The organism is Pseudonocardia hispaniensis (assembly GCF_042658695.1).
Classification (GTDB): Bacteria; Actinomycetota; Actinomycetes; order Mycobacteriales; family Pseudonocardiaceae; genus Pseudonocardia; species Pseudonocardia hispaniensis.
In genome coordinates this window covers 60,764-77,418 of record NZ_JBHSQW010000028.1, presented here as the reverse complement: position 1 = coordinate 77,418, position 16,655 = coordinate 60,764, and the positions used below count along the sequence as shown (strand labels likewise).

Sequence of the window (16,655 nt, the reverse complement as noted above, 5' to 3'; positions counted from 1 at the left end):
ACCTACGTTGACGCAGTGGCTTTGTCAACTTCAGTTGACACGATGATCGGCGTTGTGGCGGAGACGGTCGCGAACCACACGGCTCCGACAGCCGGAACGCCGATCATCGGAGAGGGGCCGATCAGAGGTCGAGCAGCCCCTCGGGCGGGTCGAGCACGACACGCCCCCGCTCGAGGTCGACGATCGGGACGATCGCGGCCACGAACGGCACCGACGCGTCCGGAGCGTCCGGCCGGGCCAGCACCAGCAACTCACCCCCGGGCCCGAACACCACCTCACGGACCGTACCGACGGCCGTGCCGTCGACCAGCTCGGCACGCAGGCCCTCGAGCTGGTGGACGTGGAACTCGTCGGGGTCGCCGGGCGGGGGCAGATCGGCGGAGTCGATCAGCAACCGGACACCCCGCAGCTCCTCGGCGGCGGTGCGATCGGGCGCCTCGGCGAACCGGACGAGCAGCCGGCCCGAATGCGGCCGGGAGGACTCGACGGTCAATGCGAAATCGTGGGCACCCGCGCTGCGCGCAGTACCCATTCGTGCGCCGCCTGCGCTGCGCGCGGTATCGACGCGCGCTCCGCCTGCGCTGCGCGCGATGAGCACCGCGCCGGGGGCGAACCGCTCCTCGGGAGAGTCGGTCCGCACCTCGACGACGAGCTCACCGCGCAGACCGTGCGGCCGCACAACGATGCCGACCAGCAACGCGGTGTCGGCAGGGTCCGGGCTCCTACCGGTCGGTGTCGACGACATCGACCCGCACGCCGCGACCACCGATGCTGCCGATGACGGTGCGCAGGGCGGTCGCGGTGCGCCCGCCTCGGCCGATCACCTTGCCGAGGTCGTCGGGGTGCACCCGAACCTCGAGAGTGCGCCCGCGGCGGTTCGTCACGAGGTCGACGCGCACCTCATCCGGATGGTCGACGATTCCCCGCACGAGATGCTCGAGCGCGTCCGCGAGGACACTCACGAGTCCTCCTCACTGATACCCGGCGGCCGCACCCGCGGGTTCACCGCTGCGGACAACGGTGAGCTCACGGGCCCGGTCGCGTTCGACGGCGACCGGGCAGGCTCAGCCGTGTGAAACGGTGAGCTCGCACGCTCGCTCACGACTCGGTGGCCTCCGTGGCCGCACTCGACTCACCCTCGGCGGCCTCGCTCGCCGAGTCCGCCTTCGGCCGACGGTCGGCCTTCTTCTTCGGCGTCGTGGCCTCGGTGGTCGGCTCCTCGTTCGCCGCGGCGAGCGCCGCCTGGAACCGAGCGAGCTTGTCGACCTTCTCGGGCTGCGGCTTGAGGGTGCCCTCGCTGCCGGGCAGGCCCTTGAACTTCTGCCAGTCGCCGGTGATCTCGAGCAGGCGCTGCACCGGCTCGGTCGGCTGCGCGCCCACGCCCAGCCAGTACTGGACCCGGTCCGAGTCGATGTCGATCAGGCTCGGCTCGTTCTTCGGGTGGTACTTGCCGATCGTCTCGATCGCCCGGCCGCTGCGCCGGGTCTGAGCGTCGGCGACGACGACGCGGTAGTACGGCTGCCGGATCTTGCCCAGCCTCATCAGCTTGATCTTGACGGCCACGCTGCTTACTGCTCCTCGCCCATGAATGTCTCGATGGATCGTGCTCTGCTGAGTCAACGCGGCCCGCGTGGGGTTACGTGCTGCGCCTACTCGAGGTCTACGGCCGCGGCACGGTAGAGGGCCAGCCGGGGGCCGATCGGCCATTCTGCCAGACGAGAGTCGGCCGGACGAACCGAGCCGGGCGGCATCAGCTCGGAACGACCCCGAGCAGCATCAGCAGCAGCGCGATACCCGGCAGCAAGTTGTTGATCTGGTGCGCGACGATGCTCGCGGTCAGCCCGCCCGTCACCACCCGCGCCAGCCCGATCGGGATCGCGATGACGGCCAGCAGCGGGGTGCGGCTGAACTCGAAATGCGCCAGCGCGAACAGCAGCGTGGTGAGCCCGAACGCGACCCAGCGGCCTGCCCCGTGTCTCTCCAACGCGCCCCAGAGCAGCCCGCGGTAGACGATCTCCTCGCAGACCGGGGCCAGGAACACGACGATCACGAACACGACCAGGGCGCCCGCGACACCCGAGGAGAGCCCGGCGAACACCTCCCCCACCGAGGACGTCGCCCGGTCCGGGCCGAGGAGCGACGCGTAGATCACCGACGCCGGGATGGTGAGCACCAGCCCGCCGAAGCCGAACGCCAGTCCGATGCCGACGTCGCGCCACGAGAACCGCAGCCCCAGATCGATCCGCGGCCCGTTCCCCCGCCTCACGGTGATCAGGATGGCCAGGCCCGCGGCCAGCACGGTCGGCACCGCGAGACCGATCGCCAGCGCGGTGACCCCCAGCGGACCGTCGCGCAGCACCAGCAGCCCGAGCAACAGCGAGGAGGCCAGGAACACCACCTCGACGAGCGCGTAGGCGCCCAACCCCCACCGGTGCTGCGGCCGGCCCGGCGGCGCGGCCGGAGGCGGCGGAGGCATCCAGCCCGCGGGCGGTGACGAGCCGACCGCCGCAGGAGCCCAGCCGGGCGGCGGACATCCGGGTGGCGGATGACCAGGACCGTCCGGCTGACCGATCCGATCGGCCGAGAGCGTCGGGCCGGGTTCCGGGGGGAGCGCACCGGGCAACCCGCGGACACCCGGCGGCGGACCCTCGTCCCCGTCCCGCGATCGCACATCTCGACGCTACCGGCGAATCGGCCCGGCGGCCCGTCCGGCGGCGCGCTCAGCCCGTTGCGTGCACCACCCGCCCGCGCAGCAGCACGAGCGCCGGGTCGCGCAGGGCACTCGGATCGGCCCGTGGATCGGCGCGGTAGGCGATGAGATCGGCCGGCGCGCCCGGGTCGAGCCCCGGCCTGCCCAGCCAGCTGCGGGCCGCCCAGCTGGCGGCGCCGAGCGCGTCCGGATGCCCGGCGGCGTGCAGGGCGAGGATCTCCTCGACGATACGGCCGTGTCGGATCCCGCCGCCGGCGTCGGTGCCCGCGAACACCGGGACCCCGGCCTCGACGGCGCGGCGCACCACCTCACCCGCGCGCCGGTGCAGCTCGCGCATGTGGGCGGCGTAGGCCGGGTACTTTCCGGCGCGATCGGCGATGCTGGGAAACGTCTCGATGTTGATCAACGTGGGGACCAGCGCCGTGCCACGACGGGCCATCTCGTCGATCAGGTCGTCGGTCAGGCCGGTGCCGTGCTCGATACAGTCGATCCCCGCGCCGATCAGACCGGGCAGGGCGTCGGTGCCGAAGACATGCGCGGTCACCCGGGCCCCGGCCTGGTGTGCCGCAGCGATGGCCTCGGCCAGGATGTCGTCGGGCCACAGCGGAGCCAGGTCGCCCACCCCGCGGTCGATCCAGTCGCCGACGAGCTTGACCCATCCGTCGCCCTGTGTGGCCTGCTCGGCGACGGCCTCGGGCAGCAACGCCGGATCGTCGAGGTCAACGGCGAGGCCGCCGATGTACCGCTTGGGCCGGGCGATGTGCCGGCCCGCCCGGATGATCTGCGGGAGGTCGGCGCGCTCCTGCAGCGGCGAGGTGTCGACCGGCGAACCGCAGTCGCGGATGAGCAACGTCCCCGCATCCCGGTCGGCACGGGCCTGTTCCGCTGCTTCGCCGAGCCCGACCGGTCCGGACGGTCCCAGCCCGATGTGGCAGTGCGCGTCCACGAGACCCGGGACGATCCACCCGCCATCGAACAGGACCTCGGCCGCGGCCGGCGGCTCGGCGCTGATCCGCCCCGCGCCGTCCACGAACAGCTCCGTGCGGTCCCCGGACGGCAGCAGCACGCCCCGGAGCCGATAGCCGGTGACGGGCACGTCGGGCAGCATCAGCGCGGCTTCTTGCCGAAGTTCAGCTTCGACGGGTCGAACCCGGGCGGCAGCTGGTCGAGTCCGGCGAGCCCGGGCGGCAGCTCCTGAAGGCCCGCAGGCAGCTGCGAGAGGTCGGGCATCCCGGCCGGGAGCCCGGCGCGGGCGGCCGCGGGGCCCCGACCCTTGCCCTTGCCCTTCTTGCCCCGGCGCGACTTGGCGGCGCGCTTGGTTGCGCTGCGGCTACCGAAACCGAACTGCCCGGCCATCTGCTTCATCATCTTGCGGGCCTCGAAGAAGCGGTTGACCAGGTCGTTGACGTCGCTGACGGCCACGCCGGAGCCGTTGGCGATGCGCAGCCGCCGCGACCCGTTGATGATCTTCGGATCGGCCCGCTCGGCCGGGGTCATGCCGCGGATGATGGCCTGCAGCCGATCGAGCTGCTTGTCGTCGACCTGCGCCAGGGCGTCCTTCATCTGCCCGGTGTTCGCACCCGGGAGCATCCCGAGGATGTTGCCGATCGGGCCCATCTTGCGGATGGCCAGCATCTGCTCGAGGAAGTCCTCCAGCGTCAGTTCCCCGGTCCCGATCTTGGCCGCGGTCTTCGCCGACTGCTCGGCGTCGAACACCTGCTCGGCCTGCTCGATGAGGGTGAGCAGGTCACCCATGCCCAGGATCCGGCTGGCCATCCGGTCGGGATGGAAGATGTCGAAATCGGCCAGCTTCTCGCCGTTCGAGGCGAACAGGATCGGCTTGCCGGTCACCTCGCGGACGGAGAGCGCGGCACCACCCCGGGCGTCACCGTCGAGCTTGGTGAGCACCACGCCGGTGAATCCGACGCCGTCCCGGAACGCCTCGGCCGTCGCCACCGCGTCCTGACCGATCATGGCGTCGACGACGAACAGCGTCTCGTCGGGCCGCACCGCATCGCGGATGTCGGCGGCCTGGCGCATCAGCTCCTCGTCGACGCCCAGGCGGCCCGCGGTGTCGACGATGACGACGTCGTACATCTTGTCGCGCGCGTACTGCACACCCTGGCGGGAGACCTCGACCGGATCACCGGGACCAAGGCTCGGATCGGCCGCACCGGTCGCCGACGCACCCGGATGCGGCGCGAACGTCGGCACCCCGGCCCGCTCCCCGACGATCTGCAGCTGGTTGACCGCGTTGGGCCGCTGCAGGTCGGCCGCGACGAGCAGCGGCGTGTGACCCTGGCTGTGCAGCCAGTAGGCCAGCTTCCCCGCCAGCGTCGTCTTACCGGAACCCTGCAGTCCGGCCAGCATGATCACGCTCGGCGGTTCCTTGGCCAGCGCGAGCCGCCGAGTCTCGCCGCCGAGGATCGCGATGAGCTCCTCGTTGACGATCTTGACGACCTGCTGGGCCGGGTTCAGCGCCTGGGAGACCTCGGCACCCTTGGCCCGCTCCTTGACCCTGGCGATGAAGGAGCGCACCACCGACAGCGCGACGTCGGCCTCGAGCAGCGCGATGCGGATCTCCCGCGCGGTGGCGTCGATGTCGGCGTCGGACAGCCGACCCTTGCCGCGCAGGTCACGCAGCGCCCCGTTGAGGCGCTCGGAGAGGGTGTCGAACACCCCTGCGAGCCTACTTGCCTGCGTGCGGTGACGTCCGGTGGTCCGGCTTGACGGCCAGGACCAGGCCGAGACCGGCACCCGCCCGGTCGAGCACGGTGACATCCGACCAGCCGCGCGGGGGGCCGTGGCTGCGGAACGTCTCGGCGAGCCCCGCCGCACGCGCGACGTGCGCCGCGAACGATCCCGAAGGCACCACCCGGCCCCGCTCGGCCTGGCCGTGCAGTGCCTCGGCGGAGTCGACGTCCAGCCAAACCAGATGCGCCGAGCGGCCGGCCAGCGCCGCGAGCAGCGCGATCGCCCGCCGACCGGCGGCCGAGGTGGCCGGCAGGTGGACGAGGACGACCGGCGGCCCGACAACGACCGCCCACACGATCGCGAGCCGGTGCAGCAGGTGCACCAGAGGCCGGTAGCAGCGATACGGCGTTCCCGCGGGCAACGCCGCGGCGAGCGCGTCACGGTGGGTCTGGGAGTCGAGCAGGGCCAGGTCCGGGCCGGTCGGCAGCCCGGCGAGCAAGGTGCTCTTGCCCGCACCGGGAATCCCGGCGAACAGCACGAGCGACCGCTCGGGCAGCACGAGCCGGACCGGGCCGGACGATGCGCGAGCGCGGGTCATGGGCGGACAACGCATCGAACGGGTGGATCGTTCCGGGCCCGCCCTGGCCTGGTCGGGACCGGCGCTGTCGCCGAACGACCATTGCCCCTCGGCGCGACCAGGTGTGCACTGGACCACCACCGCAGCGGGGGAACCATGCAGGACCGTCCGGCGAGCAACCCACTGTCGATGTCGAAGCAGGAGCCGGGAGCGCGAACGCGACCGGCGGGGGTCGAGCCGCGGCTGGTGATCCGCCTCCTCGGTGAGGTGGCGGTCGCCCTCGACGGACGGCCGGTCCCCGAGCTGACGTCCCCCAGGATGCAGCGGCTGCTGGCCCTGGTGGCCCTGGCACCCGACCTGGCCGTGCGCCGGGACCGGCTGGCCCTGCGGCTATGGCCGGACTCGACCGGCGCACAGGCCCGCACCAACCTGCGCAAGCTGCTCCACGACCTGCGCCGATCGCTGCCCGGACCCGACGGGTTCGTCGAGGCCGGAGCCCAGACGATCCGGTGGAAGGCCGGCCCTTCCACCTGGATCGACGTCGTGGCCTTCACCGACGCCCTCGCCCGCGGTGACCCGGCGGCGGCGGTCCGCCACTACGGCGGCGACCTGCTGCCCGACTGCCCCGACGACTGGGTCCTCGCCGAACGGGAGCGGCTCCGCCGGCTCAGCGTCGACGCGCTCGCCGAGCTGGCCGGCTCGGCGGCCGCCGAGGGCCGGGACGCCGACGCCGTCGACCACGCCCACCAGCTGCTGCGCATCGACCCGCTGCACGAACCCGCCTACCGGCTTCTGATGACGGCACTGGCTCGGCGCGGCCGACGCAGCGAGGCGCTGCGCACCTACCAGCGATGTGTCCGAACACTGGACCGGGAGCTGGGGGTGGCGCCGGAGCCGGCCACGACCGCGGTGTACGACGAGCTCCGGCGCCCCGCTCCGGCCCCCTCCGTCGAAGGCGGCCGGACCCTGATCGGCCGGGCGGCCGAGTGGCACACCGTCTCCGCGGCGTGGCAGGCCGCGGTCGGCGGCGCCGCCCATCTCCTGCTGGTCACCGGTGAACCCGGCATCGGCAAGACCCGGCTCGTCGAGGAGCTGGCTCGGCGCGCGGCGGCGGAGGGACATGCCGTCGTGAGCAGCCGGGCCTACCAGGCCGCCGGCGGGCCGCCGTGGGGCCCGGTGATCGACTGGCTGCGGTCGGATCCGGTCCGGCCCGGCCTCGACACCCTCGCCGATGGGTGGCGCGCCGAGCTCGCCCGGCTCCTGCCCGAGCTGCGGGCCGGCCATCCGCAGGCCGATGCCGGTCGGCGTCACCACCTTCTCGACGCCGTCCGTCGGGGCCTTCTGGCCCGCGGCCGACCGCTGTTGCTCATCCTCGACGACCTGCAGTGGTGCGACTCGGACTCGCTGGAACTCTGCGGCTTCGTGCTGCAGCGCTCGCCCGCCGCCCCGGTTCTCGTGGCCGGGACGGCGCGCGACGAGGAGGTCTGCGAAGCCCACCCCCTTGCCTGGTTGCGCCGAAGCCTCGGCCAGGCCGGAGCCCTGACCGAGATCGCGCTCGGGCCGCTGGGTCCCGGAGCCACGGCCGAGATGGCCGCGGCGGTGAGCGGGAAGGCCCTCGACGCGGCCGCCGCGGCCCGGCTGTGGAAGGAGACCGGGGGCAACCCGCTGTTCGTGGTCGAGGCCGTGCGCGCGGGTTTCGGGGAGTCCACCGCGCGCCCTGTCCTCACCCCCACGGTCCACGCCATGATCACTGCCCGGCTCCAGCGGCTGCGGCCCGACGCCCGCAGGCTGGTCGAGGTGGCGGCGACGATCGGGCGCGCGTTCACCATCGAGGTGCTCGCCGCCGCCATGGGCCGGACCGAGGACGAGCTGGCCGACACCCTCGGGGAACTCTGGCAGCGCCACATCCTGTGCGAACGCGGCCCGGCCCTCGACTTCAGCCACGACACGCTGCGCGAGGTGGCGCTGGAGCTGATCAGTCCGGCCCGAAGGCGCCTGCTGCACCGGTCCGTCGCGGTGGCGCTCGAGCGACACCACGCCGAGGACCTGGCGCCGGTCAGCGCGCGCCTCGGGGCCCACTACGAGAGCGCCGGCCTGGTGTCGCGGGCGGTCGAGGCCTACGAGCGGGCGGCCACGCACGCCTACCGGGTCTTCGCGCTCGACGACGCCATCACCGTCCTGGAACGCGCGCTGCGCCTGCTCGCCGACTGGCCGATCAGCGAGGTGCGCGACGCGATGGAGCTACGGCTGCGGTCGGCGCTCGGGGTCCCCCTCGTCGCCCGCCGCGGCTACGGGGCCGCCGCGGTCCAGCACAGCTACGAACGCGCGCTCACCTTGCACCGCAGGCTCGGGCGCCGCCCCAGCCCGGCGGTGCTGCGTGGCCTTGCCCTGCATGCGGTGGCCACCTGCCGGTTCGATCGGGCCGCCGAGATGGGCGGTGAGCTGGTGGCAGCGGGATCGGTCGACCACACGGCCCTCGTCGAGGGCGAGTACGTGCTGGGGGTCACGGGCTTCTGGCGGGGTGAGTTCGCCGCCGCCGAGCGCCACCTGACGGCGGCGATCGACGAGTACCGCCCCGAGGAGGCTCCGCTGCACATCGCCCGCTACGCCCAGGACCCGAAGGGCGTGTGCCTGTCCCGCCTGGCCCTCACCCGGTTCTTCCGCGGCGACCTCGGTGCCGCCGACCGGACGATGCGGGCGGCGCTGCGCTGCGCCGCCGAGCTCGGCCACCCGATGACCACGGGCTATGTCCGTGCCTTCGCCGCGATCCTCGCCACCCTCGCCCCCGAGGCGCACGACCTGCCCGCGTCGGTCGCCGCGCTGGCGGCGATCACCTCGACGATGCACATCGGCTACTTCGAGACCATCGCCCGGATGCTCGGGGGCTGGCGGGACGTCCTGGACGGGGATCTCGGCGGCATCCGGACGATCCGCGAGGTCACCGATCTGCTTCGCCGGGAGCAACGACTCCACCTGACGCTGGGGCTGAGCCTGCTCGCGCAAGGCTTCCTGCGGGCCGGCGACCCGGCGGGCGGCCGGTCGGCCATCGCCGACGCCCTGCACTGGACCACCCGCACCGGTCAGTGCTACCTGCTCCCCGAGCTGCTCCGCGTCGACGCCGAGCTACTGGCGCTGCGCGGCGAGCGGACCGCGGCCGTGGCGACGGCCCGCCGCGCGGTGGACGCGGCCACCGCCCAGGGCGCGCCATGGCTGGGCGCTCGCTCCCGGGCCACCCTCGTGCGGGTCGCGATGTCCAGCGGCTGATCGGGAACGCCCCGAGAACGCCCCGTCCGCCATCCTCCGCACCGGCAGTTGGTACCCGAAGCGGAGGCGATCATGACCACCATCACCGAGCTACGCGAGCAGGTGCGCGGTCCGATCCTCGAGCCGGGCGACGACGGCTACGACGAACACCGCCGCGTCCACAACGGCATGCACGACCGGCGGCCCGCGCTGATCGTGCGGGCCACCGCGACCGCCGATGCCGTTGCGGTCGTGAACCACGCCCGCGAGTCCGGGCTCGACCTCGCGGTCCGGGGCGGCGGGCACAGCGCCCCCGGGTTCGGCACCTGTGACGGCGGCGTCGTCCTCGACCTGTCGCTGATCAACAACGTGTTCGTGGACCCGGTCAAGAAGACCGCTCGCGCCGGGGGCGGCGCGACATGGGGAGATTTCAACCACGCGACCCACGCCTACGGTCTCGCCACCACCGGCGGGATCATCTCCACCACCGGGGTGGGCGGTCTGACGCTGGGCGGGGGCATCGGCTACCTCACCCGCGGCTGCGGCCTGTCCTGCGACAACCTGGTGAGCGCCGAGGTGGTCACCGCGGACGGTCGCATCCTCGTCGCGAGCGAGTACGAGAACGAGGACCTGTTCTGGGCGCTGCGCGGCGGCAGCGGGAACTTCGGCGTCGTCACCTCGCTCGAACTCGCCCTGCACGACGTCGAGACGATCTACGGCGGCCCGCTGCTGTACGAGGTCGAGGACGCGCCCGCCGTCATGCGGGCCTACGACACCTACATCCAGGACGCACCCGAGCAACTCGGGGCGTTCTTCGGCTGGCAGCTGGCCCCGCCGCTTCCGTTCATCCCCGAGGACCGCCACGGGGACGTGTTCTGCGCGATCGTGACGTGCTGGAGCGGCCGCCCGGAGCAGGGCGAGCAGGCGATCAAGCCGTTCCGCGACGTCGCCGAGGTCAAGGCCGAGATGGTGGGGCCCATGCCCTACCCCGTGCTGAACGCGGCCTTCGACGGGCTGTTCTTCAAGGGGATCCGGCAGTACTGGAAGGCGGACTTCGTCCGCGAACTGCCCGATGCGGCCATCGCGGCGCATCTCGAACACGGTCCCCGGACCCCGACCGTCGCCTCCACGATGCACCTCTACCCCATCAACGGCGCGGCAGCGCGGGTCGATCCGGACGAGACGGCGTTCGGCCACCGCGACGCGAGGTACGCGATGGTCATCGGTTCGTTCTGGCCGGAGCCCGGCGACGACGAGGCCGACATCCGGTGGGTCCGGGACTACTACGCCGCCGTCCATCCCTACTCCGGGACCGAGGGCGGCTACATCAACTTCATGGCGGCGGACGACGCGGCGCGGGCCCCGGAGAACTACGGCCGCACCTATCGGCGCCTGCAGCAGGTCAAGGCCACCTTCGACCCGGAGAACGTCTTCCACCTCAACCAGAACGTCGAACCGGCGGGCTGACGGTCCACCGGTACGGCGCTACCTCGGCTCGGCCGCGGCGGCCAGCACGGCCTGCTCCACCGCGCGGCGCTCCGTCCCCGCCGGCCCGTGGCCGGGCCGGCACCCGGCCACGCCGAACGAGTCGACGACCGACGAGCCCAGGGTCGACACGCGCGCCCAGCGCAGCTCGACCCCGCAGCCCTCGAGCGCCGCGGCCACCCGGTGCAGCAGCCCGATGCGGTCGGTCGCCCGCAGTTCGAGCACCACGACACCACTGGCCTCGTCGTCGAACCAGAGCACCCGCGGCGGGGCCGGGTCGTCGGCGTCCGGGACGGTCGGGGCGTAGTCGTGTTCCTTGCGGGCCAGGGCGTCGGCGAGCACGAGCGTGCCGTCGAGCACCCGGATCAGATCCGCGCGGATCAACGCGGGATCGGGCAGCCGACCGAACCGTGGGGACACCCGGAACTCGTGGACCGCCACGGTGCCCTCGGTTCGCAGCTCCGCCGCGTAGACCTCCAGCGAGTGCAGGGCCAGCACACCCGCGGCGGCCGAGAGCGGGCCCGGCCGACTCGGCCGGCTGATCGCGGGCGCCGCGACCACGACGCTGGCGGCCTCGGTGCCGCTCATCCGGACCTGGGGCCGCCCCTGGGCGAGCACCGTCGCGGCGAGCTCCCGGTTCGCGACGCTGAGCGGGCCCGGTTCCGGCAGCGGCTCCCCGGCCATCAGCGCCCGGGCGCGGTCGGTCAGGTCACGGATCAGCTTCTGCTTCCACGGGCTCCACACCCCGGGGCCGGTGGCGAGCGCGTCGGCCTCCGCGAGCGTGTCGAGCAGGTCCAGGACCAGACCGTTACCCGCCAAGGCGTCAACGACGCGCGTGACCGTCGCCGGGTCGTCGAGGTCGCGGCGGGTCGCGATGTGCGGCAGCAGCAGGTGATGCCGCACGACGGCGTCGAGGACGGCGACGTCCGGGCCGGGAAAGCCGAGCCGGCGCCCGATCTGGGTGGCCAGCGAGGCGCCGATCACCGAATGGTCGCCCCCACGACCCTTGCCAATGTCGTGCAGCAACGCCGCGACCAGCAGCAGATCGGGCCGCGCCACCCGGGTGGTGAGCCGGGCGGCCTGAGCGCAGGTCTCCACGAGGTGCCGGTCCACCGTCCACAGGTGCGCGCGGTCGCGCGGCGGCAGGTCGCGTACGGCTCCCCACTCGGGGAACAGCCTGCCCCACAGCCCGGTCCGGTCCAGCGCCTCGACCACCCCGACCATGCCGCGGCCCGCCCCCAGCAGCGCCAGCAGCTCGTCGAGCGCCGGGCGGGGCCACGGCTCGCGCAGCTCGGGGGCGGTCCCGGCCAGCCGGTGTAGGGTCCCGGCGGCCACCGGCAACCCGGTCCGGGCGGCGGCGGCCGCCACCCGCAACGTCAGGGCCGGATCACGCACCGCCGACGCGTCCCTGGCCAGCACGACCTCGCCGAGATGTTCGACCACCCCCGAGCCGAGGGGACGACGAACCGGGGTCCGGCGCAGGGCGGCGAGCCCGCGGCGGGGTAGCGCGCTGCGCGCGGCGCGCAGCGCGACCTCCGCGGCGAACGCCACCGAGCGAGCCGCCCCGGACAGCGCCCTGGCCAGCTCGAAACGGTCACCGAGCGCAAGGGCCACCGCGATCTCGTCGGCGTCCTGGGCCCGCATCACGTCGCGGGGCCGACCGGCGAGCCGGTGCAGCTCGGTACGCACATCGAGCAGCAGGGCGTGGGCCGCCGCGACCTCCCCCGTGGGCCGGTCGACCAGCTGCGCCGCGGCGAGCGCATCGAGGAGCTGGACGTCGCGCAACCCGCCGTGACCGTTCTTCAGGTCCGGCTCCACCCGGTGCGCGACGTCGCCCGCCGCCTGCCAGCGCCGCTCGACGGCCTCGGCGATCTCGTCGAAGCGGCCCCGGATGCCGGCCCGCCAGGACCGGCGGATTCCGGCGTGCAGCACGGCGAACAGCTCCGCGTCGCCGGCGATGTGCCGGGCCTCCAACAGCCCGAAGGCGGCGCGCAGATCACCGGCCGCAACCGCGACGGCCTGGTCCGGAGTGCGGACCGCGTGGTCGAGCCCGATCCCCGCGTTCCACAGCGGATACCAGATCCGTTCCGCCAGCGGTTCGATCTCGGACCGCCCGTCGTGCAGCAGCACCAGGTCGAGATCGGAATGCGGGGCGAGCTCGCGGCGACCGAGCGCGCCGACCGCCACCAGCGCCGCGCCCGTACCCAGCCCGGCCGCAGCGCCCCGGGCGGACAACCAGAAGTCGTGCAGGTCCACCAGCGCGGCGCGCAGGGCCTCCGGGCCGAGCCGACGCCTGCCGCCCCGCGGGCGTAGCAATGCGGCCTTCGCCGCGACGAGGTCGTCCGCCGAGCCGAGCATCAGACCGCGTCGCCGCCCCGCTCACCGGTACGGACCCGGACCACGGTGTCGACGGGGGTCATCCAGACCTTGCCGTCACCGATCTTGCCGGTCCGCGCCGCCTCGACGACCGCGTCGACCACCTTGTCCGCGAGGGCGTCGTCGGCCAGGACCTCCACCCGGATCTTCGGCACGAAGTCGACGGCGTACTCCGCGCCCCGGTAGACCTCGGTGTGGCCCTTCTGCCTGCCGTACCCCTGCACCTCGCTGATCGTCATCCCCAGCACCCCGATCTGCTCGAGGGCCGTCTTGACGTCCTCCAGGACGAAGGGCTTGACGATCGCCGTGACCAGCTTCATGACTCAGTTCTCCTTGCCTGCGATGGCCCGGGCCGGGCCGTCGGACGTCGCGAGCCGCGGCCGGGGCGACCCCAACCCGCCGGCCCCACCGAGGCCCGAGTAGTCGTAGCCGGTCTCGGCGTGCTCGGACTCGTCGATACCGATCACCTCGGCGTCGTCGTCGACCCGGAAACCGATGGTGGCCTTGATGAGGTAACCAAGGATCAGCGCGATGAGGAAGGAGTAGAGCATCACGGCACCCGCGGCCAGTGCCTGACGACCGAGCTGGGTGAGACCGCCGCCGTAGAACAGGCCGTTCTCCCCGGGCGCGGCGGCGTTCACGCTGCTGGTGCCGAACAGGCCGATGAGCAGGGTGCCGACGAGCCCGCCGACCAGGTGGACACCGACGACGTCGAGCGAGTCGTCGAAGCCGAACCGGTACTTGAGCCCGACGGCCAGCGCGCAGAGCGCACCGGCGATGACCCCGATGGCCAACGCGCCGAGCGGCGTGACGAACCCACAGGCCGGGGTGATCGCGACCAGTCCCGCCACCGCGCCCGAGGCCGCGCCCAAGGTGGTCGGCTTACCGTCGCGCACCTGCTCGACGACCAGCCAGCCGAGGACGGCGGTGCCGGTCGCGAGTGTGGTGTTGGTGAAGGCGAGCCCGGCGAGGTCGCCGGCGCCCAGCGCCGACCCGGCGTTGAAGCCGTACCAGCCGAACCACAGCAGGCTCGCGCCGAGCAGCACGAACGGGAGGTTGTGCGGACGCATGCGCTCGCGCGGCCAGCCCTTGCGCCGGCCGAGCACGATCGCCAGGGCCAACGCGGCGGCGCCGGCGTTGATGTGGACCGCGGTGCCTCCCGCGAAGTCCTCGGCCTTGAGGACGTTGGCGATCCAGCCGCCGGTGTTGTCCGGCCCGGTGAACCCGTCGAACGCGAACACCCAGTGGGCCACCGGGAAGTAGCACAGGGTCACCCAGCCCGCGACGAACGCCGTCCACGCCCAGAACTTCGTCCGGTCGGCGATCGCGCCCGAGATCAGCGCAGGCGTGATCACCGCGAACATCAGCTGGAACATGACGAACGCGGTGGTGGGCAACGCGTCGTTGCCCGGCCACGGGGTGACCGCGCCCGTCGCCGGGTCGGTCGCCGCGTACCCGACGAGATGCCCGATCGTGTTGGCCAGTCCCGCGAACTCGTTGCCGCCGATGAGGCCGCCGAACGCGTCGTTCCCGAAGGCCCAGCTGTAGCCGAACAGGGCCCACAGGACACCCACGACGGCGAGGCAGATGAAGTTCATCATCAGCATGTTCAGCACGTTCTTGCTGCGGACCATCCCGCCGTAGAAGAACGCCAGGCCGGGCGTCATGAGCATCACGAGCGCGGCGCTCACGAGTACCCAGGCAGTGTTACCTGCGTTGACCACGATTCCCTCCAGCTTCTCGACCAGGCTGGAGGGAATCGTCGGCGCGGTGTGTTTCGGCAACGGGCGCCCGTTGTTTCCGCCGGGTGAACGCACACCGCCCGTCGGTTACGAGGGTATTACGCGGTGCCCGCCCCGTCCCCGGCCGTGATCGACGATTGGGAGCCCGCAGCCGCGCGGATCGCGGCCCGCGCCGCCGAAACGGCGATCATGGGCGGACGCCGGGAGGCGAGACGCCGGAGGCCGAGACCGTTCCCGGGTCAGTTCAGCAGCGCGTCGACGAACGCGGCGGGCTCGAACGGCGCCAGGTCGTCCGGGCCCTCGCCGAGGCCGACGAGCTTCACCGGGACGCCCAGCTCGCGCTGCACCCGGAACACGATGCCGCCCTTGGCGGTGCCGTCCAGCTTGGTGAGCACGATCCCGGTCACCTTGACGACATCGGCGAACACCCGGGCCTGCATCAGGCCGTTCTGGCCGGTCGTGGCGTCCAGGACCAGCAGCACCTCATCGACCTCGGCCTGCTTCTCCACGACGCGCTTGACCTTGCCCAGCTCGTCCATCAGCCCGGTCTTGGTGTGCAGCCGTCCCGCGGTGTCGAGCAGCACGGCGTCCACGCCGTCGGCGGCGGCGCGTTTGACGGCGTCGAACGCGACGCTCGCCGGGTCCGAGCCCTCGGGTCCACGCACGACCGCGGCCCCGGCGCGTTCACCCCAGGTGACGAGCTGCTCGGTGGCGGCGGCCCGGAACGTGTCGGCTGCCCCGAGCACGACGGTGCGGCCGTCGGCCACGAGCACGCGGGCGAGCTTGCCCGTGGTCGTGGTCTTCCCGGTGCCGTTGACCCCGACGATGAGCACCACGGCCGGCCGGCCGTCGTGCGGCAGCGCCCGCACCGACCGGTCCAGTTCGGTGTGCAACTCCGTGGTCAGTACCTCTTTGAGCAGCGCACGGGCCTGGTCGGCGGTGCGCACGCCGCGGGCGGCCAGTTCGGTGCGCAGGGTCTCGACGAGCTCCAGTGTGGTCTCCGGGCCGAGGTCGGCCTGCAGGAGAGTGGCCTCGACGTCCTCCCACGACTCCTCGTCGAGCTCACCCGCGCCGAGCAGGCCGAGCAGGCTCTGCCCGAACCCGGTGCGGGAGCGGGCCAGTCGTCCGCGGAGCCGCTCGAGACGGCCCGCGGTGGGGGCGATGGGTTCGGTGGGAGCGGGTGGGGCCGCGACGGCGGGTGCCGCACCGTTGCCGCTGATCTCCGGGGCCGGGGCGGGAGGGGCCTGCGGGGCGGGTTCGGCCGGGCGTTCCGGCGCGGTGGGTTCCGGGGCAGCAGGCTTCGGCGCGGGCGGGGCCTGCGGGGCGGGTTCGGCCGGGCGTTCCGGCGCGGTGGGTTCCGGGGCAGCAGGCTTCGGCGCGGGCGGGGCCTCCGGCTCGGCGACGGCCTGCTCCGGCTCGGCAACCGGCTCCGGCTCGGCAACCGGCTCCGCGGGCCGGCTCGGCGGCACCTCCACCGGCGGCGCGGAGTCCACCGGCGGCGCGGAGTCCACCGGCGGCACCTCCACCGGCGGCGGCGCGGTGTCGGCCGGTTCCGGCAGGGTCGCGGTCCCCGTCCCGGCGGAGAAGCTGAACCCGCGGTCGGTCTGGTACGTACCGCCGCGCCGCGGCGGGAGCGCCTCCGGACCCTCCTCCGGTCTGAGCTGCTCGGATTCGCGCAGGCTGATCCGGCGGCGCCGGCCGATGACGAGGCCGAGCACGAGGACGATCAACAGGACCGCCGCGACCACCGCCACGACGATCCACAGGGTCTCCGTGGTCACCCGACAAGCCTGTCATGCCGCCCGCTCGGCGCCTCCTCCAGACCGGC

Annotated in this window: 13 protein-coding genes; 2 read left to right on the top strand and 11 right to left on the bottom strand. The window is 73.3% G+C overall.

Annotation, left to right across the window (positions count from 1 at the left end):
• Nucleotides 1-121: 121 nt before the first annotated feature.
• The 7 genes from rimM to ACFQE5_RS13680 form a co-directional block, all read right to left on the bottom strand.
• Entirely contained in the window at nt 122-745 is a 624-nt protein-coding gene (gene rimM / locus ACFQE5_RS13710; RefSeq protein ID WP_379585289.1) for a ribosome maturation factor RimM, read from the bottom strand.
• On the bottom strand, nt 723-962 hold the full coding sequence (locus tag ACFQE5_RS13705; RefSeq protein WP_028928387.1) for an RNA-binding protein: 240 nt from the start codon (nt 960-962) through the stop codon (nt 723-725). The genes rimM and ACFQE5_RS13705 overlap by 23 nt, the downstream gene beginning before the upstream one ends.
• A gap of 136 nt (nt 963-1,098) precedes the next feature.
• Nucleotides 1,099-1,563 (bottom strand): 30S ribosomal protein S16, encoded by a 465-nt coding sequence (rpsP, locus tag ACFQE5_RS13700; protein ID WP_379585288.1) that lies wholly within the window; start codon nt 1,561-1,563, stop codon nt 1,099-1,101.
• A gap of 187 nt (nt 1,564-1,750) precedes the next feature.
• Entirely contained in the window at nt 1,751-2,422 is a 672-nt protein-coding gene (locus tag ACFQE5_RS13695; protein WP_379585287.1) for a CPBP family intramembrane glutamic endopeptidase, read from the bottom strand.
• A gap of 298 nt (nt 2,423-2,720) precedes the next feature.
• The gene (locus tag ACFQE5_RS13690; protein WP_379585286.1) at nt 2,721-3,818 is read right to left on the bottom strand and encodes an amidohydrolase family protein; all 1,098 of its coding nucleotides are present in this window, start codon (nt 3,816-3,818) and stop codon (nt 2,721-2,723) included.
• Complete coding sequence (gene ffh, locus ACFQE5_RS13685) at nt 3,818-5,389, bottom strand: signal recognition particle protein (protein ID WP_379585285.1); 1,572 nt, start codon at nt 5,387-5,389, stop codon at nt 3,818-3,820. The genes ACFQE5_RS13690 and ffh overlap by 1 nt, the downstream gene beginning before the upstream one ends.
• 10 nt (nt 5,390-5,399) lie before the next feature.
• Nucleotides 5,400-6,002, bottom strand: a complete 603-nt coding sequence (locus ACFQE5_RS13680; protein ID WP_379585284.1) for an AAA family ATPase — start codon at nt 6,000-6,002, stop codon at nt 5,400-5,402.
• Nucleotides 6,003-6,170: 168 nt separating this feature from the next.
• Here ACFQE5_RS13680 and ACFQE5_RS13675 point away from each other — a divergent pair, with 168 nt between their 5' ends.
• Together ACFQE5_RS13675 and ACFQE5_RS13670 are read left to right on the top strand one after the other, a co-directional pair.
• Nucleotides 6,171-9,245: an ATP-binding protein gene (locus ACFQE5_RS13675; protein WP_379585283.1), complete on the top strand. Its 3,075-nt coding sequence runs from the start codon at nt 6,171-6,173 to the stop codon at nt 9,243-9,245.
• A gap of 72 nt (nt 9,246-9,317) precedes the next feature.
• Nucleotides 9,318-10,691, top strand: a complete 1,374-nt coding sequence (locus ACFQE5_RS13670) for an FAD-binding oxidoreductase (RefSeq protein WP_379585282.1) — start codon at nt 9,318-9,320, stop codon at nt 10,689-10,691.
• An 18-nt stretch (nt 10,692-10,709) separates the two neighbouring features.
• On the opposite strand, the gene ACFQE5_RS13665 is transcribed toward ACFQE5_RS13670, so the two are convergent.
• From ACFQE5_RS13665 to ftsY, 4 genes are all read right to left on the bottom strand, one after another.
• Nucleotides 10,710-13,067, bottom strand: a complete 2,358-nt coding sequence (locus tag ACFQE5_RS13665) for a [protein-PII] uridylyltransferase (protein ID WP_379585281.1) — start codon at nt 13,065-13,067, stop codon at nt 10,710-10,712.
• Nucleotides 13,067-13,405 (bottom strand): P-II family nitrogen regulator, encoded by a 339-nt coding sequence (locus ACFQE5_RS13660; RefSeq protein WP_379585280.1) that lies wholly within the window; start codon nt 13,403-13,405, stop codon nt 13,067-13,069. The genes ACFQE5_RS13665 and ACFQE5_RS13660 overlap by 1 nt, the downstream gene beginning before the upstream one ends.
• Before the next feature lie 3 nt (nt 13,406-13,408).
• Complete coding sequence (locus ACFQE5_RS13655; protein WP_379585322.1) at nt 13,409-14,809, bottom strand: ammonium transporter; 1,401 nt, start codon at nt 14,807-14,809, stop codon at nt 13,409-13,411.
• 257 nt (nt 14,810-15,066) lie between these two features.
• Complete coding sequence (ftsY, locus tag ACFQE5_RS13650) at nt 15,067-16,608, bottom strand: signal recognition particle-docking protein FtsY (protein WP_379585279.1); 1,542 nt, start codon at nt 16,606-16,608, stop codon at nt 15,067-15,069.
• Nucleotides 16,609-16,655: the final 47 nt, after the last annotated feature.

What these genes read in the sequence shown, in the direction of transcription:
- ACFQE5_RS13680 (WP_379585284.1), bottom strand. Translation starts at nt 6,002, where the DNA reads ATGACCCGCGCTCGCGCATCGTCCGGCCCGGTCCGGCTCGTGCTGCCC.
- ACFQE5_RS13670 (WP_379585282.1), top strand. Translation starts at nt 9,318, where the DNA reads ATGACCACCATCACCGAGCTACGCGAGCAGGTGCGCGGTCCGATCCTC.
- ACFQE5_RS13660 (WP_379585280.1), bottom strand. Translation starts at nt 13,405, where the DNA reads ATGAAGCTGGTCACGGCGATCGTCAAGCCCTTCGTCCTGGAGGACGTC.
- ACFQE5_RS13675 (WP_379585283.1), top strand. Translation starts at nt 6,171, where the DNA reads ATGTCGAAGCAGGAGCCGGGAGCGCGAACGCGACCGGCGGGGGTCGAG.
- ACFQE5_RS13665 (WP_379585281.1), bottom strand. Translation starts at nt 13,067, where the DNA reads ATGCTCGGCTCGGCGGACGACCTCGTCGCGGCGAAGGCCGCATTGCTA.
- rimM (WP_379585289.1), bottom strand. Translation starts at nt 745, where the DNA reads ATGTCGTCGACACCGACCGGTAGGAGCCCGGACCCTGCCGACACCGCG.
- ACFQE5_RS13690 (WP_379585286.1), bottom strand. Translation starts at nt 3,818, where the DNA reads ATGCTGCCCGACGTGCCCGTCACCGGCTATCGGCTCCGGGGCGTGCTG.